The following is a 25,064-nucleotide window of genomic DNA, read 5'->3' as shown; positions in this document are numbered from 1 at the left end:
CGTTTAGGTAGTCAAGAGTCAAGAGTCAAAATTGCCTTTGACTTTTGACTCTTGACAACCCTCATGAGTAACTATGCAATTTAAAAGCGTAATAGCTTAGTTAGTTATGAAGAGGGGATGTATGCAGCGTTAATGTTCTTTCCTTAAGTGGTTGGATCTAAAAAATTTATGTACTTAAATAATGGTAGTTAGACCATGAAAATCACGGGAAAATTATCTTGCTTAGAGGCATCCTACAACTTTTGGGAAGTGACAAACATTCCACCAGAAAAGATGATTAGCCGTGGGGGCGATCGCAGCAATATATTCAAGTTTTGGCAGATAGGGATTACTCTGGTTGCAACTAGCGGAGTTATTTTTTCACAGAATAGTGCGATCGCCCAAATAGTTCCCGATCGCACTCTAGGCGCAGAGAATTCTGTTGTCACACCCAATGTTGATATTAAAGGTGTGCCAAGCGATCGCATTGATGGTGGGGCGATTCGCGGTTCTAGTTTGTTCCATAGTTTTCAGGAATTTAGCATTAGAGAAGGGAGAGGAGCTTATTTCAGCAACCCATCTGGTGTTGAGAATATTTTTAGTCGGGTGACAGGGAGTAGTGCCTCGAATATCTATGGAAAACTGGGTGTTCTGGGGAATGCTAATTTGTTCTTGCTCAACCCCAACGGAATTCTTTTTGGTCCGAATGCATCGTTAGATTTGAATGGTTCATTTTTAGGTAGTACAGGCAATAGTTTTAATTTTGGGAATGGGAAAGAGTTTAGTGCTAATAATCCGACAGCTCCACCATTGCTATCTGTATCAGTGCCTTTGGGAGTGCAATTTAACCAAGAACAACCAAGTGCGATCGCTAATTTTGGGAATCTCTCAACAAGGCAAAACCTAACACTGTTGGGAGGTACAGTTGCTAGCACAGGGCAGTTGTCAGCACCAGGAGGGCAAATTGTTGTTGCAGCAGTGCCAAGTGGTAGTGTTGTGAATTTGAGTTCAACAGGACAATTTCAGAATATTGATACTTTATCATCTATAGGGGCTGGAAATTCAGCTTCTCTGACTGAATTACTGAGAAGTGTTGATGAGCGATCGCGTCTAGGGCTAACGGTGAATAGCAATGGACAGGTAGAATTATCAGGTTCTGGCTTACCTGTAGTAGATGGTGATGTCGTAGTGAAGAATGTTACAGCACAGACAGCAACACTTACAGCGCATCATAATTTAAGTCTGGTTGAGAGTCAGATTGGTACAAATGGGGATTTAAACCTGTTAGCAGGGGATACAGTGCGGATACGAGATAGTGTGGCGAATCCCTTTGTTGCTCAAGCTGGAGGAAATTTGACAATTCAAGGTAATCACGGCATTGACATCTTAGCCTTGAATCATTCACAAACACCGTTTGTCAGCGCTGGTAATCTGAGCTCGGCTAGTGATGGCAACATATCTGGGGATGCTCGTTTCTACAGTGGAGGACGTTTTTCGATTCTTAACCTAGTAGGTCAACCTGGAAATTTTGTCAGTCTTTACGATCCAATTATCAGTGCAAATGGAGATATTAAATTTGGTGACTATATTGGTCCTGCGTCGAAAGTAGAATCAACTGGACGAATTATTGGAGGTAATATCACAATCACTGATCAAGATAAATTTGCTCCCAATCCTACCAATCCAATTCCTAGATATCCAAACGATGTTGATCTTCTGAGAAACAGTCGAGCGGTTATTTTACGTGCAGGATTGAATTCACTAGACTACGCTGTGAATATTCCAACACTGGGAGGGGGAACAAATTTTAATCCTTCAGACGCTTCCCCATTAGCATCCGGAAGCATTGAAGTAGGAAATATTAATACCTCATCTAAGGAAGGTAATGCTGGTTCTATCATTCTGTCAACAATCTTTTCAGCCATCGGCAGCATTAGTACCAAAAGTATAAATTCTAGGGTACAAGGCAATAACATTGGACGTGCAGGAGACATTACCCTTGAGGCTAGTGGCACTATTACTACTGATAATCCCGTTAATTCTGATGTCGAACCTGGAAGTCTTGGACGAGCAGGAGATATTACTCTTACCAGCAGAAATGGAGAAATTGACACTAGCAGAGGAGATATAGTGTCCACAACTAGTAATGAGCAAGGTGGAGCCATCTCTTTTTAAGCCTTCGGTAACGTTACTACTGCTGGAGTTTTATCCTTTATAGGTGCTGTAGGTAATGGGAATGGTGGAGATATTACTCTTACCAGCAGAAACGGAAGCGTTAACACTAAAGGAAAAATAGTTTCTTCTACTCCTAATGGTAATAGTGGGAACATTCGTCTTCAAGCAAACGGCAACATCACAATTGAAAATGAAATTGCGTCTCGTATCCTCGAAGCTGGAGCAGGAAGAGGAACAGCAGGAGCAATCGATATTATCAGTAACACTGGTAACATAAATCTTGTAGGAGAAGATACACCTTCTGCTAAGGAAAACATTAGACAGAGGAATTTGATTAGAGATATAAGGTCTTCTACCCCTAACGGAATTGGTGGAAACATAACACTTACTGCTTCTCAAGGTCAGATTCTAGTAACTCCGACAGGGAGGGGTCAGACTGTACAAACTGTTGACAATCAAGATGACACAACAGTATGGAAACTCAGAGCAGAGTCGAGTAATGGACTAGCTGGAGATGTTACCCTTACTGCTTTAGGTAATATTCAATCTCCCAACATACAAGCTTCTAGCGTTAATAAATTACCAAGTACAGACTTTGCTGATATCTCTATTACTTCATCAACAGGTACGGTATTTATAGAAAACGCCACATTAAACACCACTAACGCAGGTAATTCTTTTGCCGGAGATATTTCGATCAGTGGTAGAGATATTCAGATTACTGACAATAGCAGCATTAAAAGCCAGGGTATAGTTGGACGTATCAATCTTACTGCTAATGATGGCAAAGTAACTATTAGTAACAATAGCGTAGTAGATACTCAAACTACAAATGGAGTAACAACTACTTTGAAGCCTAGTCAGGGTGAAGGAATTAGTATAAAAGCTGGACAGATTGAAATTAATAATAACTCTAGCTTAACTGCTCAAACTAACTCGTCAGCGCCACCTGGTTCTATAACTTTGGATGCTACAGGTTCCGTTGACATCACAAATGGGAGCAGCATTCGCAACACAGTATCAGATAATGCTAATGTTCAACAAGTAGTTGCTGATTACACTCCTACCATCAGCCTCAAAGGTATTTCTGTTAACATTATCAACTCAGGGATAAATGCAAGCACCTTTGGAATAGGAAACGCAAGCAATGTGATTATCAATGCTCGCGATCTAGTTACCTTTGATAATGCTAATGCCTTCACTACCGTTGAAGACACAGGCATAGGTCAAGGCGGGAATATTGAGATCACAGCTGACTCACTCTTTGTTCGCAACGGCGCTCAACTGCAAACCCTCACTAAGGGGCAGGGAAATGCAGGCAATATTACAATCAACGCTCGCAATCAAGTGACCTTTGATAATGCTAATGCCTTCGCTACCGTCGAACAGGGAGGCAAAGGTAAAGGAGGAGATATTCGTATTTCTATCCCTACTGGCTCCCTTTTCGTTACCAATGGTGCTCAACTGCAAGCCCTCACTAAGGGGCAGGGAGATGCAGGCAGTATCATAATTAATGCTTCTGATTCCGTCAATATTTCCGGAACTAGCCCTATTTCGGGACTTTCTAGCGCATTATTCACTTCCACAGAGGGAAATTCTAGAGGTGCTGGCGGCAATATCACTGTAGGAAGTGAAATACGACCCAATCTTTTCTCTTTTCCGCGTATCAAACGGTGCTGTGTTCTATACAAGCACTGCCAATAGTTTTAATGCTGGCAACATTGATATCAATGCCAACAGAGTTGAGACTATCAATGGAGGACAACTCATTGCTAATACCTCTTCTATAGGTGCTGCGGGTAGGATTACTGTCAATACTGATAGGCGCGTGACTGTCAGTGGACGTGATGAAACTTTTGCTGCTCGACGTGGCCAATTTGGCGATAACGTTGTGGCAAACATTATTACAGATAATGAAGTTTTTAGTGGCTTTTTTGTTCGTTCTCAAAGCTCCGCACGTCAAGCAGGCAACATAAATGTTAACGCGCCCATTGTGTTTTTGGACAATCATGGAAGATTAGATGCTGAATCTGGTGGCGGTAATGGGGGCAATATAACTTTAGAAAAAGGAACCTTGCTACTGCTGCGTCATAATAGTCTCATTTCCACCACTGCGGGTAAGGAAGGGCAGCCAGGGAATGGAGGCAAAATCAATATAAATTACCCTGAAGGTTTTGTGATTGCTGGTTTTCGCAGAAATAACGACATTGCGGCTGATGCTTTCCAAGACTTTGGTGGCAGAGTCACAATCAAGGCTCTTGGTGTTGTAAACATAGAAGCCCTAAGTCTAGAAGACTTGAAGCGCCAATTCTCGCCCGACACCCCACCAAAAGACCTAAACCCTCAACGACTACCAACTAACGATGCCACTGCAAACTCACTGACAAACCCTCTTGGGAGCGGTATTGTAGAAATCAATGCACCCAATATAGACCCCACACGCGGGACAATTCAGTTACCAGAGAATTTAGGCGATTCTTCTAGATTGATTGCCCAAAGTTGTCGAGTAGGCGTGCAAGGGGCTGCGAGTAGTTTTGTACTTACTGGACGGGGGGGATTACCAACTAGTCCTGGTTATGCTCTCAGTACTGACACCTTTTTAGGAAGTACTGCAAATACCTCTGGTGAACAGACTACCTCTATCCCAGCACCGCTACGAGAAGCCCAAGGCGTAAAAATTGGGTCTAGAGGAGAGATTATTTTGACCTCTCATCCCTCTACTCTCACTCCTTATACTCCTTGGCAGAGATTGAACAGTTGCAATGGACAATAAATATTTTAGTTATTTCTGGAATATGCGTCAGCTTAAGTTTATAGTCACACTAGCGACTCTGGCGTTCAGCCTACCTATACAAATGAGAGCAAATGCTGTGGCAGTAGTTCAAATTCCTAGTAAAGACTTGCTTGCACAGGTCAACCTACCACAAAATTTGCCGCCTCCCCAAGATGTTTTACCTCCACCATCTTCACCTTCCCAACCGCCTACTGTTCCTTCCCCACCCCCTTCTCTAGATAACCTGTTACCTACTACTCCTACTCCTAACCTCTCACAGCAATCAAATCCACAGGTGCCTATTAAGTTATTAATAAATAAGTTCCAATTTCAGGGTAGTTCGGTCTTCAAAGATGAGGAAAAACTACTCCAAACAATTGAAGTTTTTCTTTATGAAAAAAACTCTAATTTCTTAAGTGAGCAAGCAAAATGTGACAGATTAAGACAATTAGATCAACAGTCTCCTCCGCGAAAACTGTCAAGAAGTGAAAGTGACTTTCCAGTTGAACTCACGTTTGCCCAGTTATTAGATGCACGTTCTGCCATTACTCAGCTTTATTTGTCTAATGGCTATATCACTTCTGGCGCACTTATCCCATAACAAGAACTACCACCTCTACCCCAAGCTGGTGCGGTAACTATAGAAATACTAGAGGGTACTTTAGAAGATATCCAAGTTATTGGTAATCGGCGGTTAAGTAAAGACTATATTCGCAGCCGCTTATCAAGGGCAAATAAAAAGCCCCTGAATCGTGAGAAGTTACTAGAAGCACTACAACTACTGCAACTTAACCCCCGCATCGAAAATTTGTCGGCGGAGTTGGCTGCTGGTACTCGTGTTGGTCAGAACTTGCTCATTGTTCGGGTAGAAGAAGCCAAAACCTTTAATGCTCAAGTGATCCTTGATAATAATCGTTCTCCTAGTGTAGGTAGTTTCCAACGTAGCGCTCAATTGCAAGAGGCAAATCTTTTGAGGATAGGAGACACGTTGAATGTTTCTTACGCCAATACCGATGGTAGTAATGAAGTGAATCTCAACTATACCCTACCTTTGACTCCTGAAGAAACAACCTTGGCTTTCAACTACGGGAGGGGTTGGAGCAATGTCATTGAAAAACCTTATGACAGGCTAGATATTTCTTCTAATTCTGAGAATTACCAACTGACACTGCGCCATCCAGTGTTTCGCAATCCTCGCCAAGAATTGGCCTTGGCAGTAGCCTTATCTTATCAACAAACTCAAACTTCTATCGGACTTGATAATATCGGCCCTTTTCCAATTTCACCAGGAGCCGATGATGACGGACGGACTCGTATTTCTGCACTGCGCTTTTTTCAGGAATGGACTGATCGTGGCGATCGCTCTGTTTTTGCACTGCGATCGCAGTTCAGTCTAGGACTTGATGTTTTGGGAGCCACAATTAATAACTATGAACCCGACAGCCGCTTTTTCGCTTGGAGAGGACAGGCTCAATGGGTACGTCTTTTAGCCAAAGATAAAAATACTTTGTTAGTACTTCGAGGGGACTTGCAATTAGCAGATCGACGACTTGTATCTCTAGAGCAATTTCGTCTTGGTGGTCAAGCAAGTGTTAGAGGCTTTCGTCAAGATGCTTTACTTGCAGATAACGGATTTTTTGGTTCTGCAGAAATCCGCTTACCAATTAAAACCTTTCCGGAAATTCAAGGCTTATTACAAATAATACCTTTTGTGGATGTAGGTACAGCCTGGAACAACTTTGAGGGTGAGGGTTCAGATCCCAAGCCAAATCCCCTGGGGTCGGCGGGTTTAGGTTTGCGTTTTCAGATGGGCGATCGCCTGGATGCCCGCTTAGATTGGGGTATCCCTCTAGTATCTGTTGATTCTGATAAAAAAGCTTTGCAAGAAGAAGGGATTTATTTTTCTTTACTATGGAGCCTCTTTTAATATTGAATTGAGTTAAGTATTTATTGCTAGAGCAGATGAGAAAGAGGACTAATCAACTAAATTGAACATAATATATCGTTTTCTTATGCAAAAGTTATACCAAAAAAGAATTTTCATAGTCTTATTAGCCCTTCTAGGACTACTTTCAGCCTTTATTATTCCTGGATTGACATCTTCAAAAGTGATAGGTATTCAATCACAAATAGTACAACATAAAAATCAGGAATTAAGTTGTTCAAAAACATGCTCTTTAGAATTCAGGTGCGGAGGACGTTGATCTGACGATGTTTGTAATAGTGGCTGCCACTTAAGAAGATAAGTACGCAAAGGACGCAAGGCATTATTCAACACTGCGATAGCTGATCGCAACTACTATCATAGTGAGCCAGTGGAACAGCCACAAAACTCTAATTCATCAATGTTTTTTTACTCTGCAATTCACTTGATGACTGTGCTTCATAAGTTTTCAGCCATTGCTCAATTAACTCTATTATGACTTGACTCATCTTCAGCCCTCGTAAAACGCAGGGTGCATGGAAGCGTTTCTTCAGTCCGTCTGCAATCCTAATGTGCATAGCTGCTACATAGAATGGTTTGATGAATGGTACTATTTACAATCTGTACAAAACTACAGATGCACAGAAGCGGATTTTAGAAAATCTTACCAGTTCAGCTAAATATTTGATCGCTTTTTTATCCTCTGTAAAAATAAAAAAAAGCTTTTATTGTAAATGCCTCTCCAATAGAAGATTTCGAGTTGGAGCTATACATCAATTTTATTTATTAAAATTTTTTACATGAATTGCGCTCGCTTCTTTTATGTTTAGCAAATCAGAAGCGAGCGCACTCAAAACCTGAGTTACATCTTACCATTTATCCAAGCGGTTGATTCTCATCACATTGACGTGAATACTGGAATTCCAACTCATTTTGCCGCTCCCTACCTCCTTTATACGCAACCGGACAAAACTTAGTGTTAGCGCTCATACAATCCATGTGTGGCGTTTTAGCACACACCACAAGTAGTCCACCCAGAACAAACAACAATCCACAAATTGCCAGCGTATTAACCCAATAAATTTCTAGCGCTCCGTGAACTACTATCTCTCGCAGTAGAGATACAATTGTTACCTCAACTGCCACTCCCACAGAGATACTATGTTCTTGCAAGTAGACCATTAATAGTCGGAATAACTCGACTAAAATCAACACAAATAGTATTTTTGCAGTCACATGTTTATAGTCTAGTGGCTGCGTGAGGGCGATAGCTATCCCCCACAATTGGATCAGCATGACGGCAAACAATCCCAAACACAAGACAATCACAATTAAGTCTTGGAAGGCTTCCATGTTGCGAACAATTGAGTGCCGATCAAGCCAGCGATCGCTAAATAAAAATCGACTCTTCAGGCGCTTTTGCATGTACGTTTTATTCCAATCGGGACTAGTTCAGACAACACCAGCGAGTCAACCCAATACTTTTATGTTATGCAATATTAAGATTTTGCGCCTCAGCGAGGTTGGTAATTTAAATTTTGTGCTTGTTGCAACAATTGCTCGGCATTTTTCGCCCACTGGGGATTCCCCTGAGCTTTGTATAAATCTCTAGCAAATTGCAATACTTGTACTGCATTTCCATATTGCTGTAACTGCATAAAAACTAACCCTGCACCATAATAAGCGTTGGGATAGTTAGAGTTAGCTTCGGCTGATTTTCTAAAAGCCTCTAAGGACTCCTCTAATTTGTGTTGAATAAACCAAATTGAACCGAGATTATAGTAAGCTTCTGGATACTTCGGATTAATTTTTACTGCCTTACGAAAGGCATCTTTTGCTTGATCTACTTTACCTTGTTGGAGATAACACATCCCCAGATGATAAGGAGGTTCTGGTGCATTTTTGCTATATTCTATGGCTTTTTTAAAAGATGCGATCGCTCGTTCACAATCTCGTTGCTGTTCTCGTACCAACCCCAAATTATAATGGGCAAATCCTAGTTTAGAATCAAGTTCTAACGCCCGTTGCAAATAATCGTTAGCTAACTCTAAATTATTACCTTCTAACAACGCACCACCTAAATTAGCAAAAGCTGGAGCAAATTTGGGATCGGCTTGGGTTGCTCGATAAAATGCATCCGCAGAGGGTTGTAATTTTCCCGTTTGTCGCAATGCTAGCCCTAGATTATAGTGTGCTGGTGCCAATGTCGGATCTAATTTAGTTGCCTGTTTAAAGGCGGCGATCGCATCTTGGACTTTTCCCGCCTGAATTGCCTGTAAACCTTGGTTTAACCAGTCTATGGCAGTTTTAGCATGAGATTGTGCCAACCTTGAGGCGACAGGAAGAGATAGAGAAAGAGAGGGGGAGGAAATAGTCACAACCAACAAAGTCAAACTTACTAACCCTGCTATGCGATATTTAAAGAATAATAATCCCATTAATTTTCTGACTCGGAACACTTTCAGTTAAATTTACTTCCTAAAAAGTTTTTACAAAAATTTTTAATTCGACATGAAAGTTTGTGATACTTAACTTTTCTTAAGCTAAATCTTACGACAGGCTACAATTTATTTAAATTTCGATTAAAAAGAGGATAATAACTAATTAAAGAAGGGGTAATTTTGACTCCAGAGAACCATTTTGTTATCCCTGATATATACAGCAGAATAATGCGGTTATAAAAGACTTACCGCAAGGGAGGTTTTATGAACGAAAAAGTAAAATTGGGTTTGCGGAATATTGCAATTGTCGGGACTTATTTAAGTGGAAAAACCACTTTACTAGAAAGTTTGTTATTTGTCACAGGGGGAATTTCTCGCAAAGGCAATGTTAAGGACAGCAATACAGTGGGAGATAGTGCTGCTGAGTCCCGCGATCGCCAGATGAGTGTAGAAGTAAGCGCCGCTAGCACTGAGTATAACGGCATTCGCTTCACTTTTATTGACTGTCCCGGAAGTGTAGAATTTGCCCAAGAAAGTTATAATGCTTTAATGGGAGTCGATGCGGCGATTGTAGTTTGCGAACCCATACGCGAGCGAGTCCTGACCTTTGCCCCTCTATTTAAATTCCTAGACGATTGGGAAATTCCCCACCTCGTCTTTGTCAACAAAATGGATCGGGCAAATATTCACGTTTTAGAAACCTTGCACGCCCTGAAAGCAGTATCTAGCCGTCCTTTGGTAGCGCATCAATATCCGATCATGAACGGGGAACAACTCACCGGTTTTATTGATATGGTTAGCGAACAGGCATATCAATATCATCCAGGCGCACCTGCTGACCCCATTCCTTTCCCGGAAAGTTTAAAAGAAGAAGAACATACAGCACGAGCCCAAATGCTCGAAGCCTTAGCAAATTTTGACGACCATTTACTCGAAGAACTTTTACAAGACATTGAGCCACCCCAAGAGGAAATCCTCAAAGATTTAAAAATGGAATTAGGGGCAGATTTGGTAGTGCCCGTTTTCTTTGGTGTGGCAGAACAAGATTATGGTGTTAGACCTCTATTAGAAGCCTTGTTACGGGAAGCCCCAGAACCAGAAACCACAGCAGAACGTCGCTTAAAAAACATAAAAGGTGATACACCTCTAGCGCAGGTATTAAAAACTTACTACACTCCCCAAGGTGGCAAACTCTCTCTGGTGCGTGTGTGGCGGGGCACATTAACTGATGGTATTGTTCTCAATGGCATTCGGACTGGTGGAATTTACCGCCTGATGGGACAACAACAGCAGTTCGTTAACCAAGTTAGTCCTGGTGAAATTGTTGCATTGAGCCGTTTAGAAGGAATCAAGACAGGCGATACAATCTCTATAGAACAGGAGTCGGCAATAAAATTACCCAAAGCTGTACAGTTGGAACCTGTGTATGCTTTGGCCATTACACCAGAAAAGCGCAACGATGAAGTTAAACTCAGCAGTGCGATTACCAAGCTATTAGAAGAAGACTCCTCACTTGCTTGGGAACAACACGGCGATACTCACGAAGTAATTCTTTGGGGTCAAGGCGAAATTCATTTGCAAGTCACCCTAGACAGACTGCGCCGCAAATATAACTTGCCGATGACAACCCACTCACCGCAAGTGCCTTACAAAGAAACCATCCGCAAAACAGTGGCTTCAGTTCATGGGCGCTACAAGCATCAAAGCGGTGGTCATGGACAGTTTGGTGACGTTTTTCTCGAAATTAAGCCTTTACCACGCGGTACAGGCTTTAACTTTAATGAAACTATTGTCGGGGGCGTGGTTCCTAAACAGTACATTTATGGCGTAGAAATGGGCGTGCGGGAATTTCTGACACATGGGCCTTTGGGCTTCCCAATAGTGGATTTGGCGGTAACTCTGACTAATGGTTCATATCACAACGTTGATAGTTCCGAACAAGCCTTTAAGCAAGCTGCTCGATTGGCAATGCAAACGGGAATACCCCAAGCGGAACCTACGCTGTTAGAACCAATTCTGCGGGTGGATGTTACTACACCTAGCGAATTTACCTCCAAAGTACTGCAACTGCTGAGTGGTAGACGGGGACAAATTTTAGGCTATGAGGGCAGAAATGATTGGCAAGGCTGGGATAATGTCTCTGCATACTTGCCACAAGCAGAGATGCAAAACTTTATTGTAGAGCTGCGATCGCTCACTCTTGGCGTTGGTTCCTTCCACTGGGAATATGACCATCTCCAAGAGGTGCCAGAAAAGCTTGCCGAACGTGTTATTCAAAGTAATGGTAACGGCAAATAATTTTAGATTTTGAATTTTAGATTTTGGTGAAGCAGCGCGGTCTTGGGGGTTTCCCCCATGAGCGACTGCTGAACCCGAAGGGATTAATCTGAAATCAACACTAGCCCGGAATTTTAAGTTTCGGGCTAATAACTAAAGTCAAATTTAATAGAGGTCTTCACGCTGCCAATCTCGACCTCCAAGTTGAGCAGGTCGAGTTTTGATTTGGTTAATAAATTCTCTTTCTGCTTCCCACATTGCAAGATTCGTTTGGGGTGCAGTTATTTCACCAATATGAAGGTCAATGGCTTGGCGAATAATCTCTATTTCACTTACACCCGTTTGTTGGGCGATCGCTTTTATCAGAAGCTCTTTACGTGGTTCCATGAACCTATCCCACTAATAATATTTGTGCTACAAAGCTTAAGCTTATTGAGAACGGAAAACGAAAAATTAAGGTTTTCAAGCACATTTTACGAAAAGAAGTAGGGATTTTTACAATAGTGGGATAGGTTCATATAAAGGCGGGGTTCTATGGGATCAATTTTTCTAAAATTTTTTCTAGAAAAGACTCTGCTTCTTTTAATAAAGAGCGATGTAGTTTACGAAAGTGTTCTTCTTTAATAGGTATATGATTTAGACCAAGCCATTTGAATTTATCTGACAAATCTTTCCAAGACTTTTTAATATCTGTTTCTTTTCCATGATCTGCATCATGACGTAGCCACTTGTTTCTTAAATGCTTGATACACCAAATAAAATCACAATCTACCTTTTCATCTAGTACACCACCGTGTTTAGTTAAAAAGCGTAAGTTATCTTTTCCTGCTGCCTCATAAAAAGTAAAGTAGAAATAATCTATAAAGTCTCCAAAACTACGTTTATCTTGAGGTATTATCCAAGGTAAATTTGTACAAGCATCTAAAAGTTTAGTTGTGGGTTTGAACATTTCTTTCTGTTCTTTAGTCTGCATTACCTCATTACATTGAAGAATTAAGTCCCAAATTCGTTTTACCTCTGCACATGCCTGAGCAGCAGGAGAAAGTAGTATTAGAGATCCTTCGTCCTCTTCTTCACATGATTCTACAATTGTTATTAATTCATCTTGTTGAACAATCGGTAGTAATAAATCTATCTCACAGAAAGCTAATTCATCATCTGCTGGTACTGTAATAATATTAATTAAAGTTTCAGTAGTAGTTAGTAATTGATCTTCTGCTAAATGTAAAGAAGTCTCTAAAGCCCGATAAACTTTTTCACTTGTACTTTGCTCAAGACGTTGATAGGTCTTTTCTACAAAATCTGTATAAACCCTTGAAGGTTTTAATAAATTTTGTACTAAAGCTGGATTTTTACTAAATAGATTGAGTTCTTGAATTTGACGTGTAACTTCTGTGAAACTCTTATCCCATACCCTTGACGCAAGTGCGATTTCCTTTAATTCACGAGACGTCTTAAAAATTTCCAGACTGGGCTGAACCAGTTTTTGCCAAGTAGAAATTTGTTTATTTAAATTTGTATACAATTTGTCTTGTGCAAATTCATATTCCTCTACTGGCCTAAGTCTTGATTTACCAGATAAATTTTCTAATAACTCAGAAGAGTGGGAGAATAGCCTTGATTTACCAGAAAGATTTTCTAATAACTCAGAAGAGTGGGAGAATAGCCTTGATTTACCAGATAGGTTTTCTAACAACTTAGAGTGGGAGAATAGTATTGCTTTGCCAGTAAAGCTCTCTTCTATCCCGCTAGTTTGCTCAGATATTTTTGAAAAAATAGATGTGTAAGAGCTATTTAAACTTCCAAGATTTTGTAATAGTTTTTTAAAGGAGCTATCGTTAAATTTTTCAAATGACATATAATTTTTCTATATAGTTTTGACAATATTTATTATAGTCTAAGAAATAGGAAGCTACAATAGCTTAATATTGGCTTTTGCAAGCTTAAACATGAAATTTTAATGGTAAATAATGGTAACACTTCAATTACGACAATTAAGTGTTCCGCCAGGACATAGAGTAATACTCCACGATGTTAGCTGGCAAGAATTTGAGGCGATTTTAGAAGAACTTGGCGACCATCGAGCCGCTCGATTGGCTTACAGCCACGGAACCTTGGAGATGAGAATGCCATTACCGAAGCATGAGAAAGCCAAAGTCATCATTGGGGATTTGGTGAAAATTCTGCTGGAGGAGTTAGAAATTGACTGTGAAACATTTGGCTCAACCATCTTTAAACGTGAAGATATGGCTTTTGGTGTAGAGCCTGATGATTCTTTTTACATTCAAAATCATGCTCAAATGATTGGTAAAGAGCGAATAGACTTGAGAATTGATCCGCCGCCTGATTTAGCAATTAAAGTTGATGTTACTTCCAAAACTCAACTAGATGCTTACGAACCATTAGGAGTTCCTGAACTGTGGCGATATGAAGATGGCAAGCTAGAAATTAATATTCTTCGGAATGGCAAATATATTAAATCTGAAATTAGCACTACTTTTCCCAACTTGGCCATTATTGAAGTAATTCCCCGGTTTGTCGAACAGAGCCGAACTTTAGGTAGAAGTCCAACGCTGAGAGCATTTCGTCAATGGCTTGGTTCAATATAAATCTACTTGCGAATTTTGCTCAACACAATTTAAATTATACATGATGTATAGATTATTTTTTAGTGGCGATCGCTCACCTCTGATATATTTTATATGTCAGCTCTGTAGGTTTCTAGTGGTCTGTCCCATTATTTTTGATGGGCTGCAAGATCCCCGACTTATTGAAGAAGTCGGGGATCTGACCACCGCTAATCACTTAGAACTAATGACATGAACCACTAGCTTCATGCGCTCACAGTTTAGCTTGTCTTTGGAAGCATTTACAGTTGTTTGAGCCTGCTTAACCATCTTCTATAAATTGTGTGAAATAGTGTTAGTTTCATAAAAGCATTTGGGAATTATGTGATTAAGTATATTCGTCTTAACCACACAGAAAAACTCATGGGCTTTATAGTCTCTCTTCTAACTAGCCTGATTGCAATTATCGTTTATCTCAATACAGGTAGGATATCTGGTGAAAGGTCACGTTTAGCAATACGCACATATTATGATATTGATTGGCAGTATTGCAGTACTGAATTCTATTTCTAGGCTTTTGGTGATTGTCCCACCCGGCAATGTCGGCGTCGTCAACTTATTTGGTGAGGTTTCCGAAACTCCTCTTAATTCTGGTGTTCACTTGCTTAACCCCTTTAGCAAGGTACTGAATTTTTCCACTCGCCTTAAGGATGTTAAGGAAAATGTAGATGCAACATCCCAAGAAGGTTTGAGCCTAAATCTTGATGTCAGTCTTCAGTACAAGCTCGATCCACAGAAGGCAGCTACAGTATATAAAACAATTGGAACTGATGAAACACAACTGGTGATTTCCAGATTCCGCTCTACTGTCCGCGCCATCACGGCAAACTACCCAGCCAGTGCTATTTACTCTACCAAACGCCAAGAAATCGCCCAAAAAATTGACCAACAACTCACCCAGGAGATACCCGCTTTGGGTTTCATCGTTGAGGAAGCTCTTTTACGAAACATTAAAATGCCTGATACTCTACAAGCTGCAATTCAAAACAAACTCAAGACAGAGCAAGAAAATCAGCAGATGAAATTTGTTTTAGAGAAAGAGCGTCAAGAGGCAGAACGAAAGCGTATCGAAGCGCGAGGCATAGCTGATTCCCAAAAAATTATCTCTGGTGGACTTACCAACCAACTGCTACAATTACGAGCGATTGTAGCCACAGAAAAGCTAGCTCAATCTAATAATTCTAAGCTTGTAATTATTGGTTCTGAAAAAGGCGGAGTGCCGATTCTGATCCAGCCAGAAACAGGAACCTCAAAGCCCTAAAGTTTTCTTGTCACCGATCGCTAAGATGTTTTCTAGATAAGGTAAAATTTTTACTATAAAAACCAAATTTTCGCTTAACAAGTGTCCTGGCGATCGCAACTGACTAATTGGTTGATTCATCTTCAGTTTCTCCATCAGCTTCTACTGTTTTTATCGCAGCATTCAGACGATAACCAGCTTCTTGGATATAGTATCCAGCAGCGCCAAGGTCTTCAAAGACATCATTAAATTGAGGATGATCTATTGTAAAAATCGCTCCTAACCTCTCACCAATTTGCTCAAGCTCTTGTTGAATTGCAAGTAGTTGTTGAGTATCGTTCATACTGTAACTCCGTGCTTTGAATATTCACCACAAAGACAACTGCCCTGGCGAAATATTTAATTTTTCACCCCTATGGTAATAAAGATGGCACTTTGGTTATAGTTAGCTAGTGGTAGTGCTGACGCGACTATTGATTTCCTAATAATAATAACTATTGGTGGTATTTTTTTGAGCATTACCAACTATGCCTAATATATTCAACCGAGAAATTTTCAGGTTATCTAAAGCTGCTTTTAGCATTGAGGAATTTGTTTTTTGAATCCTGACTACTATCAAAAGCCCATCAGTGTGGGGTACTATCAGGCTAGCGTCGGCTAATCCTACAAAAGGGGGGACATCATAAATCACTAGGTCAAAACTGTTATGTAAATCCGCCATTAGTTGCTTCATTTTTTGAGATGAGAGCAACTTTGTCGGATCGGGTGGTATTGGTCCAGAGGTGATTACAGATAATTGGTTCATCGAAGGTAGATGTCGGATTACTTCTCCCACTGGCAAGTTTGTAGAAATTAAATTACTTAATCCCCATAGATTATTTAAATCTGATAGGGTGTGAATTGTGGGTTTACGAAGATCAGCATCTACCAGTAGAACTCGTTGCCCCATTGCTGTAGCTATTTGAGCTAGATGCAAGGCAACCGTAGACTTCCCATCACCACTCATAGCTGAACTAATAACTATAGAGCGCATCGGGCGATCGGAACTGAGTAGTTGAATATTGGTATAAAGTACCCGTAGCGCTTCTGAAAAGTGGGTAGAAGAGTCACCATACTCTTTATCTGGTAAAACAGCCAACCCAGCAATTGTCTGAGAAGAAGAGTTTTGGATATTTGCTAAGGGACTTTTTTGATTAAAAGTGCGGTTTTTCTTAGTGTCAATTTGCTTTTCAAAAGGAATATTTCCTAACAATGGTTGTTTGAGCTTCTTTTTCAGTTCATCAACAGTATGGTAGGTATTATCTAGCTTTTCTACAAGTAAGACAACACCAATTGCTGCGAGGATGCTTGCAACCAATCCCAGTATAAAATTGCGTTGGGTAGAAAAAGCATCAATGGGAATATCTGGGGTAGTTGGTCTTTGAAGTAATTGCCAGCCAATATCCGCTTGGGATATTTCAATTTGGAGATTTTCGTGGGTTGATAGAAACCGATTTAAACTTTCAGTAGCAATTTGTAATTTGCGCTGTAATTCAGTGTACTGTCGTGCTAAAACTGGCAGTTGGTTGCGTCGTTGTGCAAAGTTCCGTTCTATTTTGGCAAGTTCTTGGCTTTGTACTTCTAAGGTCTGAAACTGTGTCGCTACTTCGGCAAACTTTACACTCAATAAGCGCTCTGACTCTTGACGTAACAAAGGTAAAAGACTAGCTCGTTTCTCTTTCAATGTTTGCATGCTGGGATTGTCTTCTTGCAAACGAGTTGATTCTGTAGCAATCTGAACATCAAGTTGGCGTATTTGAATAATTAATTGTTGATATAAAGAAGCATAATTCAATATTGTCGTTGCTCCATTTCTTCCTTGTAGGATAGCAAAATTAGCACGAACTTGGGCTAACTGTAAATCAATTGCTTGTTTTTGTCGAGAGAATTCAGCCGTTTGTAAAGCAATTTGCGTTACTTGGGTTTCTGGGTCATTAAAATTGTACTTTTGCCGAAAAAGTTGTAATTCTTTTTGGATCTGATCGACGCGATTTTGGATAAATGGCAGTTGTTTTTCAACAAACTGAAGCCCCTGACGTAACTTGGTTTGCCTCCTTACTTGACTATAGTCTAAGTAATTCTGTGCTATTCGCTCTAATACAACTTGAATCTGCTTTAGATTGCTACTTTGATAACGAACTTCTATAATCTTGGTTTCTCCTAACCGATTAATCTTCAGAGATTTTAGAAGAGAATAATAGTCGATTTCTGGATAGTAGACTTGCAACTGTTTAAGAGTGCTTTTCATCAGTTCAGGACTCTTAAGAACCTGAATTTGGCTTTCATAATCTAGACTAGACTTCTGTGAGTTCAAGTCTTTGACAACATCCACAACTTTGGGGTCATCATTTACAGGTTCTACTAATAGTTGAAAACTGCCTTCATATTCTGGAGACTTCTGTTTTATCACCAAGTTAATCACTACAAGTGTCATCACAGCAATCGTTACACTTGTCATGAGTAGCGATCGTCGCCGTAAAATACTTAGAAATTCTTGAAAGCTCCAGTCCTCTTCTTGTTCTTCAGCCCAGCGAACAGGTTGATTTTGAGGAAATGAAGCCACAGAGTTATGACTGCCATTAGAACTTGAATTTTGAGAAGGATAATTCTCTATCATGTGTTTAATAGTTGGTAATGCACTGAACAGAAGCAGTAGAAAAGCTTTTGAAAGTTTCGGTTAGCTAGTTGGAATATAAGTAATAATATATACTGAATACAATATGTGTTTGATATTCTCTTTGATCAAAGCTCGGTATTTGTTATTGAGTGTACTACTTAGTATATAAGTCTTAAATATGACTATGTGTATCTGCTCGGTATCTGCTTGCTCAAAGTATAACAATAGAATTTCAACATTGACAAAAAATACCAAATATCCAATACGAGTTTTATCGATTCAAACTTGATTTTTTGACGTTTTTTCAGCGATAACAGGCTTGGACTCTGCCTGAGCGACTGATCAAAGGATGATTGAGAAAAGCCTGAAACGCCCTGTTTTCGTTGTAAACAGTACAAAAATACTATCAAGTTTAGACAGTACATAAGTCTAAAAAATGTTATTTTTATAAAAATTAGGCTAGGATATCTTTTTAAATATAAAGTTTTGATGAGGTTTTGGTCTACCAAATTGAAACATGATAAGGTGGGGCGTAACAGATATTACACGTAAAAAATCAAACTCGATGATATATCTTTAAATCTATTTAAGGATGTTTCAACAGTGAGTTGTGTATCATTATGGTTCTAGTTTAAGTAGTTTTTCGTATAAAAGCCTTGCCACAGGGTGCGTAGTGTCCTAAGAAGAATTTAGAAGTCAGGAGTCAGAATGAAGACGTTCGCGGACTGATTACCGCTGCGTTATCAGTGGGGGATTCAAGCCCACCACTTTATTGTTGACCACTAAATATACAGATTTAGTGGCGGTCTTAAACCCCTTTATTCAGACGCTTGCGGTATCCGCCAGTCGGACAAAATTCAGGGCTTTGTTGTGATGAATGACGCCTTTATTCTTTGTTGGTAAAGCATCTCAGTCCTAAAGAGAGATTAGGTTTTTTGCTTTAACTCGTTCCCCTCAGGCAGACTTTAATATATAGCTTGAATCTTTCAAACATTGAAGGAATAAACAAGCATTTTTCTACTCTAGACTAGGAGCATAGCTGATGAGACTTAATGAACTTAATGAATGGATTAATCAACAATTATTGCCATCGATTTCTCCTGAGTTAGATGCAAGGAATAAAGCTTCTGTAAAAACTCAAAAATCAATTAAATTATCTGTGCTGACCCAATTTTTTCCCCCCGATTATGCTGCTACAGGGCAGTTGATCGAAGAACTAGTGAAACAGTTAAGGAAACAAGGCGTGGATATTGAAGTCTTTACAAGTCAGCCAGGATATGCATTTAGCTCTCATACGGCACCAGCAGTTGAATGGGCCGACCAAATCAGAATTCAGCGATCGCGCACTGCCCAAATTTGGCCGGGAAGAATTCGTGGTAAAGCTGTTAATGGGGTACTATATACTTTACGTGCTATGCTCTATCTACTCAGAGCTTGGCGTCGCAACAATATATTACTAATAACTACAGCTCCCCCATTTTTGCCAGTTATCGGATATCTGGGTTATTTATTGTTCCGATTGCCCTATGTGTGTGTACTCTACGATCTATACCCTGACATTGCGATCGCATTAGGCGTAGTTTCCAAGCGTCACTGGCTAGTACGCTTGTGGCGTGGGATCAACAAACAGGTTTGGTTAAAGGCTAAGGGGATTATAGTACTTAGTCCGGTGATGAAACAACAGTTAGTAGCGCATTGTCCGGAAGTAGCTGATAAGATTTCTATAATTCATAGTTGGGCTAACCCAGAAGCGATCGTGCCGATTGCCAAACAAGAAAACTGGTTTGCTTGGAAGTATAATTTAGTTAACAAATTTACCGTACTTTATTCTGGCAATATGGGTCGCTGCCATGACATCGACACCATGTTAGAAGCTGCAAAGCAACTACAAGATGAGCCAATTCAGTTTGTCTGCATTGGTGGTGGTGCCAAACGCGAAGAATTAATCACGGAAGTAAATCGGTTAGGGCTGAACAATTTTACGTTTTTACCTTATCAAGATCAACAAGTGTTACCCTATTCTTTAACAGCTTGCGATCTATCACTAGTGAGTGTGGATGCAACTACAGAGGGTTTAATTGTTCCCAGCAAATTTTATTCAGCTTTAGCCTCTGGGCGACCAATAGCAGTAATTTGCTCACAGATTTCATATCTCAGGGAACTGATGGCTGAAGCCAAATGTGGTGGGACATTTGACAATGGGGATAGTCAAGGTCTAGCGCAATTTATTCGCTTTCTGAATCGAGATCCACAAATAGGAGAGCAGATGGGCAAAGCAGGTCGCCAGTATTTGCGATCGTCGCACTTTACACCGAAAGTTATCTCTCAACAATACTTAGATATTTTGCGGCAGGCACTATTGTCTGATGAGATAATAACCATATCTCAAAGCGATGTCTAGTAAGTATATTGGAATTAATTGAATATTTTTGGAGTATTTTTTTAGGAGTTGGACTTCGATGGTCTTATTGATCTCAGTCCCTCCAACATAGCCTTCCTTGCTCATAGTTGTTGTCTATACAGGAGGTGAAATTGCAGAAAAGGTGTGACCGAAATCGGAAACGTTCCCAGCGACGGGCTATTTATTGCCCCATTCATCGCTGCTATATCGATAGCGTCAGTCAGAAATATAAAATGTTTGCAGACCAAGCAGGTCAATTACAGCAACGAGGCATGAGTCGGCGGAATGCGTTGATGTTAGTAGCGAACCAAACCGCAGTGCCTATAGAAGGGGAATGGTTAGAAGCTTTTTGGTGTGACGAGTGTCAGCAAACAACTTGGTATCATATCCACAAGTGTAGCGATCGCAGTTATGAAATTTCGGTAGCACCACAAGAACTATGGCAGCAAGTAAGCGGAGTGATTGATGCTTTGGGGAATCCTTCTGTTGGGGAGTTTACGCGTAAGAGTGCCAGACAGGTTGGTTATCAAGGTGTTAAAGGTTTCCAGTTTGTGAGTTAAGTGTTATTTTGTAGACTTCCTGATTTCCGGGATTATATTCGCCCAATAGTTTTAAAATATTCTCTAAAATAAGCTGATGAAGAAAGCTCTCATTTGTGAAATATCGGGTCAGGATGGAGCTTACCTGGCACAGTTACTTCTTAATCAAGGCTATACCATCTGTGGTACTTCACGAGATGCCCAGATTTCTTCTTTCAAAAATTTGCTTCACTTAGCTATCCGTGACCAGATAAAGTTAGAGTCAATGGCCTTGAATGACTTTCGGAGTGTATTGCAAGTGCTGACAAAAATCCAGCCAGATGAAATCTACAATTTGGCAGGACAAAGTTCAGTTGGTTTGTCTTTTGAACAACCAGTAGAAACTTTAGAAAGTATCACTACTGGTACTCTGAATTTATTAGAAGCTATTCGCTTTTTAGGTATGCCAATCAAACTCTATAATGCTGGTTCTAGTGAATGTTTTGGGGATACTGGCCAAACTGCTGCTGATGAAACAACGCCATTCCGCCCCAGAAGCCCCTATGCTGTGGCTAAAGCTGCTGCTTTTTGGGAAGTTGCTAACTACCGAGAAGCTTATGGTTTGTTTGCCTGTTCTGGGATTTTATTTAATCATGAATCTCCCTTGCGACCAGAAAGATTTGTGACTCAAAAGATTGTTGCGGCTGCTTGTCGCATTGCTCAAGGTAGTAATGAAAAGCTCTATTTAGGCAATATACAGATTCAGCGTGACTGGGGTTGGGCACCAGAATATGTTGAGGCGATGTATTTGATGCTGCAACAGGAACAGCCGGATGATTATGTAATTGCTACGGGAGAAAGTAGTTCGTTAGAGGAATTTGTAGCAGCAGCATTTGCATCAGTGGATTTAGATTGGCGTGAACATGTCGTTATAGATAATAGCCTACTGCGACCTACAGATTTGGCAGTGGGTAGGGGTAATCCAGCTAAGGCAAATAACAAGTTGGGTTGGCAGGCGAAATATAAGATGAAGGATGTGGTGCGGATGATGGTGGAAGCAAGGCGAGTTAATTAAAGCAAATTTCCAATATTTAACAACTTATATTACTGGTATTGCTAAATGAGTTTACCATCCTTTTTTTACAGACGTTTAGCTCGTTGGATTACTTGCGAGTTTAATTTGCAAAATCAATCCAAAGTTACACTTAAAAATAAATATGAAGTAGCTAGCTTTAAAGATGTTTTTTGTCATCCATTTTACTGGCAAGTATTTCAATGGGTTAATATCTCTCCAAAATTAGTAGTGGACTGTGGTGCACATTGCGGCCATTTCAGTATTTTGGCAGACATTTGTTTTCAGAGTAAGTTTGGTACTTCAGATACTAAATATATTCTTATTGAACCCAATCCATATCTTTTACCAATTGTTCAAAAAAATATATCAAATGCTGGTCTAAGCCACCGAGTTGAACTTAAGCAAGGTCTTCTAGGAGAAAAAGATGGTAGCGCAACACTTTGGATTAAGCCACAGAATTATTTGGCTACGAATATGCAGTACAGCCAAGGAACAAAACCTTTCAATATTTCTTTCATTGATTTACAAGAAGTAGTGGGTAAAAGAGTGATTGACCTAATGAAGATAGATATTGAGGGAGGTGAGTTTGCCTTTGTACGTTCCCATCTAGATATCTTCAAGCAGGTAAATTTAATTTTTATGGAATTGCATAATGCTCCTGAAGAACTTCATTATGAAATCTTCGATTCTTTGAAGTCAGTAGGACTAAACTTGGCATCTGAGCCTATAGAGGCTAATGGACAGAAGCTTCTAGTCTTGCAACGCTTATAGCTAAAAAATTTCAGACTTTAGGCACAAGCTATCTAACTCCCTAGAGCAAACAAAAAAAATTATTGAACTTTACAAATAAAATATCGCTAGCAAGCAATGCTGCAAAATAAAGCTATCAGTATACTTGTAAAATTAACTATTACTCAGCGATATCTGGCAATTATATCTTTGATATTAGCATTGTTTACCTCTGTTTTAGAGGGAATTTCTACTCCTCTTGTAATGCTAATTCTTCAAGAATTGGGGGGTGGTTTATCTAATAGCGGTCAATCACCAAGAATTGTCAAAAACATAGTTGAGCTATATGCCATTTTTCCTAAAAGTTGGCATCTGCCAATATTGGTCATTAGTTTACTAAGCTTAACAATTATTAAAAATATATTTTTATATTTTTCAAATATTAATATTAATAATTTACAACTCAAAATTGGATTTTTACTTCGTAAACTTTGCATTGAACGCTTTTTAAAACTAGAAGTATCATTTTATAATCGATCAAATATAGGTACTTTATTAAGTTACGTAAATGAACAAGCCCAACGTAGTGAAATTTTATCTTCTCAACTGATAGAAATCATTAGAGAAATACTAATGATTTTTATACTTTTAACTGTATTAATTGCATTATCACCTGTATTAACAATAATTAGTGTAATCAGTTTATTATTAATATCTTTGCTGCTAAAAATAGTGCTAAGTTCTGTTAGAATTTATGGACGCGAAGCGGCTAAATCTATTGACAAATTTTCTTCATTTATTACAGAATTGCTAAGTGGAATTCGAGTAATTAAATCGTTTAATTTAGAATTTCGTGAGCTAGAACGTGCTGATAAATATCTAACAAACCGCTATGTGGCAGAGCTAGGAGCTTTGAAATATAATTCAGCAATAGTTCCTCTAACTGAAACAGCAGGAATTATCCTACTGTTGTTGCTTCTCGGTGTAGGTTCAAGCGTAGTTTCTGCCACAGGAAGTGGGGGTTTACCCTTATTGTTAGCCTATATCTATACCTTATTGCGAATGATACCGCGAATTAATCATCTTAATGGTTTACGCTCCCAACTAGCATTATTATCAGGTAGTTTAGAAGTAATTCATGATTTTTTGTCATCTACAGAGGAACTACATTTACCAGATGGTCAGAAGCCATACAGAGGTTTGATATCTGGAATAAATTTTGAAAATGTTATTTTTACTTTTGCTGCTAATTCAGAACCAACCCTGAAAAGTATAACTTTTCAAGTGAAAAAAGGCACAATAACCGCCATTATTGGTTCATCAGGTAGTGGCAAATCAACCCTAGCCGATTTAGTGATGAGATTTCATGATCCTGATTCTGGCAGTATCAAAATTGATGGAATTGATTTACGAGAATATCAAATTGCTTCTTGGCGAAACTCTATTGCAATGGTCAGTCAGGAAACATTCTTATTTCATACTTCAATTCGGCAAAATATTGCCTATGGTTGTCCAGATGCAACGGAGTTTCAAATTATTGAAGCTGCCAAAAAAGCTTATGCTTATGAGTTTATTGAAGAATTGCCAGAAGCTTTTGATACTATTGTGGGAGATCGTGGTGCAAGGCTATCTGGTGGACAAAGGCAGAGAATAGCGATCGCTAGGGCAATTTTGCGGGACCCGGATATCTTAATTCTGGATGAAGCAACTAGTGCATTAGATTCAAATTCTGAGCGGATTGTTCAGAGAGCGATTGAAGAAGTAAGCCGCGATCGCACCGTGATTGTAATTGCTCATCGCCTTTCTACCATTGAGAAAGCAGACAAGATTGTTGTTATGTATAAGGGTAGAGTCGCAGAGCAAGGAACGCATGAAGAACTACTAGCACTTCAGGGTGAGTATTGGTCTTTGTATAAATCTCAAGTATCTGTTAGAGAGCAAATTATTCAATCAAGTTGAAATCAAAAGTTTCTATGACATTTACTAGCCAGTCTTACAAAGCACGCTTAAACTCCATTGATGCTTTAAGAGGTTTAGCCGCCCTCACACTTGTTTTCTACCATGCTCGACCTATGTTTTGGGTTGGTTTCGGGAAGATATGGAAGCAATAAGGAAATAAATTTTGGGGTTGTGGACTAGGAAGTTTATTTACTAAAGTGGGTCTTTTCTCTTACTCGCTATACGCTATACATCGACCTATTTTATTATTTATTAAAGTCTCTGTAGCCCCTTTGTTAGAAAATTTTATA

Annotated in this window: 19 protein-coding genes and 1 pseudogene; 13 read left to right on the top strand and 7 right to left on the bottom strand. The window is 39.7% G+C overall.

Annotated elements, in window-relative coordinates; translation table 11 throughout:
* Positions 1-195: 195 nt before the first annotated feature.
* The 5 genes from V7K15_RS16770 to V7K15_RS16750 all read left to right on the top strand — a co-directional run bounded on the left by V7K15_RS16770 (position 196) and on the right by V7K15_RS16750 (position 6,854).
* Positions 196-2,154: a two-partner secretion domain-containing protein gene (locus V7K15_RS16770; RefSeq protein ID WP_334906848.1), complete on the top strand. Its 1,959-nt coding sequence runs from the start codon at positions 196-198 to the stop codon at positions 2,152-2,154.
* A gap of 330 nt (positions 2,155-2,484) precedes the next feature.
* A complete protein-coding gene (locus V7K15_RS16765) occupies positions 2,485-3,858 on the top strand; it encodes a hypothetical protein (RefSeq protein ID WP_334906846.1) in 1,374 nt (457 codons plus the stop codon).
* Positions 3,833-4,927: a hypothetical protein gene (locus tag V7K15_RS16760; RefSeq protein WP_334906844.1), complete on the top strand. Its 1,095-nt coding sequence runs from the start codon at positions 3,833-3,835 to the stop codon at positions 4,925-4,927. The genes V7K15_RS16765 and V7K15_RS16760 overlap by 26 nt, the downstream gene beginning before the upstream one ends.
* Positions 4,917-5,528 carry a POTRA domain-containing protein gene (locus V7K15_RS16755; protein ID WP_334906842.1) on the top strand — a complete coding sequence of 204 codons (612 nt, stop codon included), beginning with the start codon at positions 4,917-4,919 and terminating at the stop codon, positions 5,526-5,528. Before V7K15_RS16760 ends, V7K15_RS16755 begins: the two co-directional genes overlap by 11 nt.
* 207 nt (positions 5,529-5,735) lie before the next feature.
* Complete coding sequence (locus V7K15_RS16750) at positions 5,736-6,854, top strand: ShlB/FhaC/HecB family hemolysin secretion/activation protein (protein WP_334906840.1); 1,119 nt, start codon at positions 5,736-5,738, stop codon at positions 6,852-6,854.
* An 873-nt stretch (positions 6,855-7,727) separates the two neighbouring features.
* Here the strand turns inward: V7K15_RS16750 and V7K15_RS16745 are convergent.
* Complete coding sequence (locus V7K15_RS16745; protein WP_334906838.1) at positions 7,728-8,276, bottom strand: phosphate-starvation-inducible PsiE family protein; 549 nt, start codon at positions 8,274-8,276, stop codon at positions 7,728-7,730.
* A gap of 89 nt (positions 8,277-8,365) precedes the next feature.
* Entirely contained in the window at positions 8,366-9,289 is a 924-nt protein-coding gene (locus tag V7K15_RS16740; protein WP_334906836.1) for a tetratricopeptide repeat protein, read from the bottom strand.
* Between the two features lie 267 nt (positions 9,290-9,556).
* On the opposite strand from V7K15_RS16740, the gene V7K15_RS16735 reads away from it, so the two are divergent.
* On the top strand, positions 9,557-11,590 hold the full coding sequence (locus tag V7K15_RS16735) for an elongation factor G (RefSeq protein WP_334906834.1): 2,034 nt from the start codon (positions 9,557-9,559) through the stop codon (positions 11,588-11,590).
* A gap of 144 nt (positions 11,591-11,734) precedes the next feature.
* On the opposite strand, the gene V7K15_RS16730 is transcribed toward V7K15_RS16735, so the two are convergent.
* Together V7K15_RS16730 and V7K15_RS16725 are read right to left on the bottom strand one after the other, a co-directional pair.
* Positions 11,735-11,956: a hypothetical protein gene (locus V7K15_RS16730; protein ID WP_334906832.1), complete on the bottom strand. Its 222-nt coding sequence runs from the start codon at positions 11,954-11,956 to the stop codon at positions 11,735-11,737.
* Between the two features lie 145 nt (positions 11,957-12,101).
* Complete coding sequence (locus V7K15_RS16725; protein ID WP_334906830.1) at positions 12,102-13,427, bottom strand: hypothetical protein; 1,326 nt, start codon at positions 13,425-13,427, stop codon at positions 12,102-12,104.
* Between the two features lie 112 nt (positions 13,428-13,539).
* On the opposite strand from V7K15_RS16725, the gene V7K15_RS16720 reads away from it, so the two are divergent.
* Together V7K15_RS16720 and V7K15_RS16715 are read left to right on the top strand one after the other, a co-directional pair.
* Positions 13,540-14,178: a Uma2 family endonuclease gene (locus tag V7K15_RS16720; RefSeq protein WP_334906828.1), complete on the top strand. Its 639-nt coding sequence runs from the start codon at positions 13,540-13,542 to the stop codon at positions 14,176-14,178.
* A 381-nt stretch (positions 14,179-14,559) separates the two neighbouring features.
* A pseudogene (locus V7K15_RS16715) lies at positions 14,560-15,457 on the top strand (SPFH domain-containing protein).
* Here V7K15_RS16715 and V7K15_RS16710 read toward each other — a convergent pair.
* The 3 genes from V7K15_RS16710 to V7K15_RS16700 all read right to left on the bottom strand — a co-directional run bounded on the left by V7K15_RS16710 (position 15,446) and on the right by V7K15_RS16700 (position 18,092).
* A complete protein-coding gene (locus V7K15_RS16710) occupies positions 15,446-15,577 on the bottom strand; it encodes a hypothetical protein (RefSeq protein ID WP_334906826.1) in 132 nt (43 codons plus the stop codon). The pseudogene V7K15_RS16715 and the gene V7K15_RS16710 sit on opposite strands and share 12 nt — an antisense overlap.
* Positions 15,561-15,779 (bottom strand): hypothetical protein, encoded by a 219-nt coding sequence (locus V7K15_RS16705; RefSeq protein ID WP_334906824.1) that lies wholly within the window; start codon positions 15,777-15,779, stop codon positions 15,561-15,563. The genes V7K15_RS16710 and V7K15_RS16705 overlap by 17 nt, the downstream gene beginning before the upstream one ends.
* 138 nt (positions 15,780-15,917) lie before the next feature.
* Positions 15,918-18,092, bottom strand: a complete 2,175-nt coding sequence (locus tag V7K15_RS16700) for a GumC family protein (protein WP_334906822.1) — start codon at positions 18,090-18,092, stop codon at positions 15,918-15,920.
* A gap of 1,042 nt (positions 18,093-19,134) precedes the next feature.
* Here V7K15_RS16700 and V7K15_RS16695 point away from each other — a divergent pair.
* The 5 genes from V7K15_RS16695 to V7K15_RS16675 all read left to right on the top strand — a co-directional run bounded on the left by V7K15_RS16695 (position 19,135) and on the right by V7K15_RS16675 (position 24,774).
* On the top strand, positions 19,135-20,493 hold the full coding sequence (locus tag V7K15_RS16695; protein ID WP_334906820.1) for a glycosyltransferase family 4 protein: 1,359 nt from the start codon (positions 19,135-19,137) through the stop codon (positions 20,491-20,493).
* A gap of 131 nt (positions 20,494-20,624) precedes the next feature.
* A complete protein-coding gene (locus V7K15_RS16690) occupies positions 20,625-21,053 on the top strand; it encodes a hypothetical protein (RefSeq protein WP_334906818.1) in 429 nt (142 codons plus the stop codon).
* Between the two features lie 76 nt (positions 21,054-21,129).
* Entirely contained in the window at positions 21,130-22,086 is a 957-nt protein-coding gene (locus V7K15_RS16685) for a GDP-mannose 4,6-dehydratase (RefSeq protein ID WP_334906816.1), read from the top strand.
* Positions 22,087-22,131: 45 nt separating this feature from the next.
* Positions 22,132-22,857, top strand: a complete 726-nt coding sequence (locus V7K15_RS16680) for an FkbM family methyltransferase (protein WP_334906814.1) — start codon at positions 22,132-22,134, stop codon at positions 22,855-22,857.
* Positions 22,858-22,953: 96 nt separating this feature from the next.
* Positions 22,954-24,774: an ABC transporter ATP-binding protein gene (locus tag V7K15_RS16675; protein WP_334906812.1), complete on the top strand. Its 1,821-nt coding sequence runs from the start codon at positions 22,954-22,956 to the stop codon at positions 24,772-24,774.
* Positions 24,775-25,064 lie beyond the last annotated feature (290 nt).

Origin of the sequence: Nostoc sp., assembly GCF_036919815.1 — a bacterium.
GTDB lineage: Bacteria > Cyanobacteriota > Cyanobacteriia > Cyanobacteriales > Nostocaceae > Nostoc.
The sequence above is the reverse complement of the archived record's forward strand: the minus strand, read 5'-3'. Positions and strand labels throughout refer to the sequence as shown.

Bases quoted from the DNA above. Each gene is read 5' to 3' on its own strand.
- V7K15_RS16745 (WP_334906838.1), bottom strand. From the start codon at position 8,276: ATGCAAAAGCGCCTGAAGAGTCGATTTTTATTTAGCGATCGCTGGCTT.
- V7K15_RS16700 (WP_334906822.1), bottom strand. From the start codon at position 18,092: ATGATAGAGAATTATCCTTCTCAAAATTCAAGTTCTAATGGCAGTCAT.
- V7K15_RS16685 (WP_334906816.1), top strand. From the start codon at position 21,130: ATGAAGAAAGCTCTCATTTGTGAAATATCGGGTCAGGATGGAGCTTAC.
- V7K15_RS16695 (WP_334906820.1), top strand. From the start codon at position 19,135: ATGAGACTTAATGAACTTAATGAATGGATTAATCAACAATTATTGCCA.
- V7K15_RS16675 (WP_334906812.1), top strand. From the start codon at position 22,954: ATGCTGCAAAATAAAGCTATCAGTATACTTGTAAAATTAACTATTACT.
- V7K15_RS16720 (WP_334906828.1), top strand. From the start codon at position 13,540: ATGGTAACACTTCAATTACGACAATTAAGTGTTCCGCCAGGACATAGA.
- V7K15_RS16710 (WP_334906826.1), bottom strand. From the start codon at position 15,577: ATGAATCAACCAATTAGTCAGTTGCGATCGCCAGGACACTTGTTAAGC.
- V7K15_RS16725 (WP_334906830.1), bottom strand. From the start codon at position 13,427: ATGTCATTTGAAAAATTTAACGATAGCTCCTTTAAAAAACTATTACAA.
- V7K15_RS16705 (WP_334906824.1), bottom strand. From the start codon at position 15,779: ATGAACGATACTCAACAACTACTTGCAATTCAACAAGAGCTTGAGCAA.
- V7K15_RS16730 (WP_334906832.1), bottom strand. From the start codon at position 11,956: ATGGAACCACGTAAAGAGCTTCTGATAAAAGCGATCGCCCAACAAACG.
- V7K15_RS16755 (WP_334906842.1), top strand. From the start codon at position 4,917: ATGGACAATAAATATTTTAGTTATTTCTGGAATATGCGTCAGCTTAAG.
- V7K15_RS16735 (WP_334906834.1), top strand. From the start codon at position 9,557: ATGAACGAAAAAGTAAAATTGGGTTTGCGGAATATTGCAATTGTCGGG.
- V7K15_RS16770 (WP_334906848.1), top strand. From the start codon at position 196: ATGAAAATCACGGGAAAATTATCTTGCTTAGAGGCATCCTACAACTTT.
- V7K15_RS16740 (WP_334906836.1), bottom strand. From the start codon at position 9,289: ATGGGATTATTATTCTTTAAATATCGCATAGCAGGGTTAGTAAGTTTG.
- V7K15_RS16680 (WP_334906814.1), top strand. From the start codon at position 22,132: ATGAGTTTACCATCCTTTTTTTACAGACGTTTAGCTCGTTGGATTACT.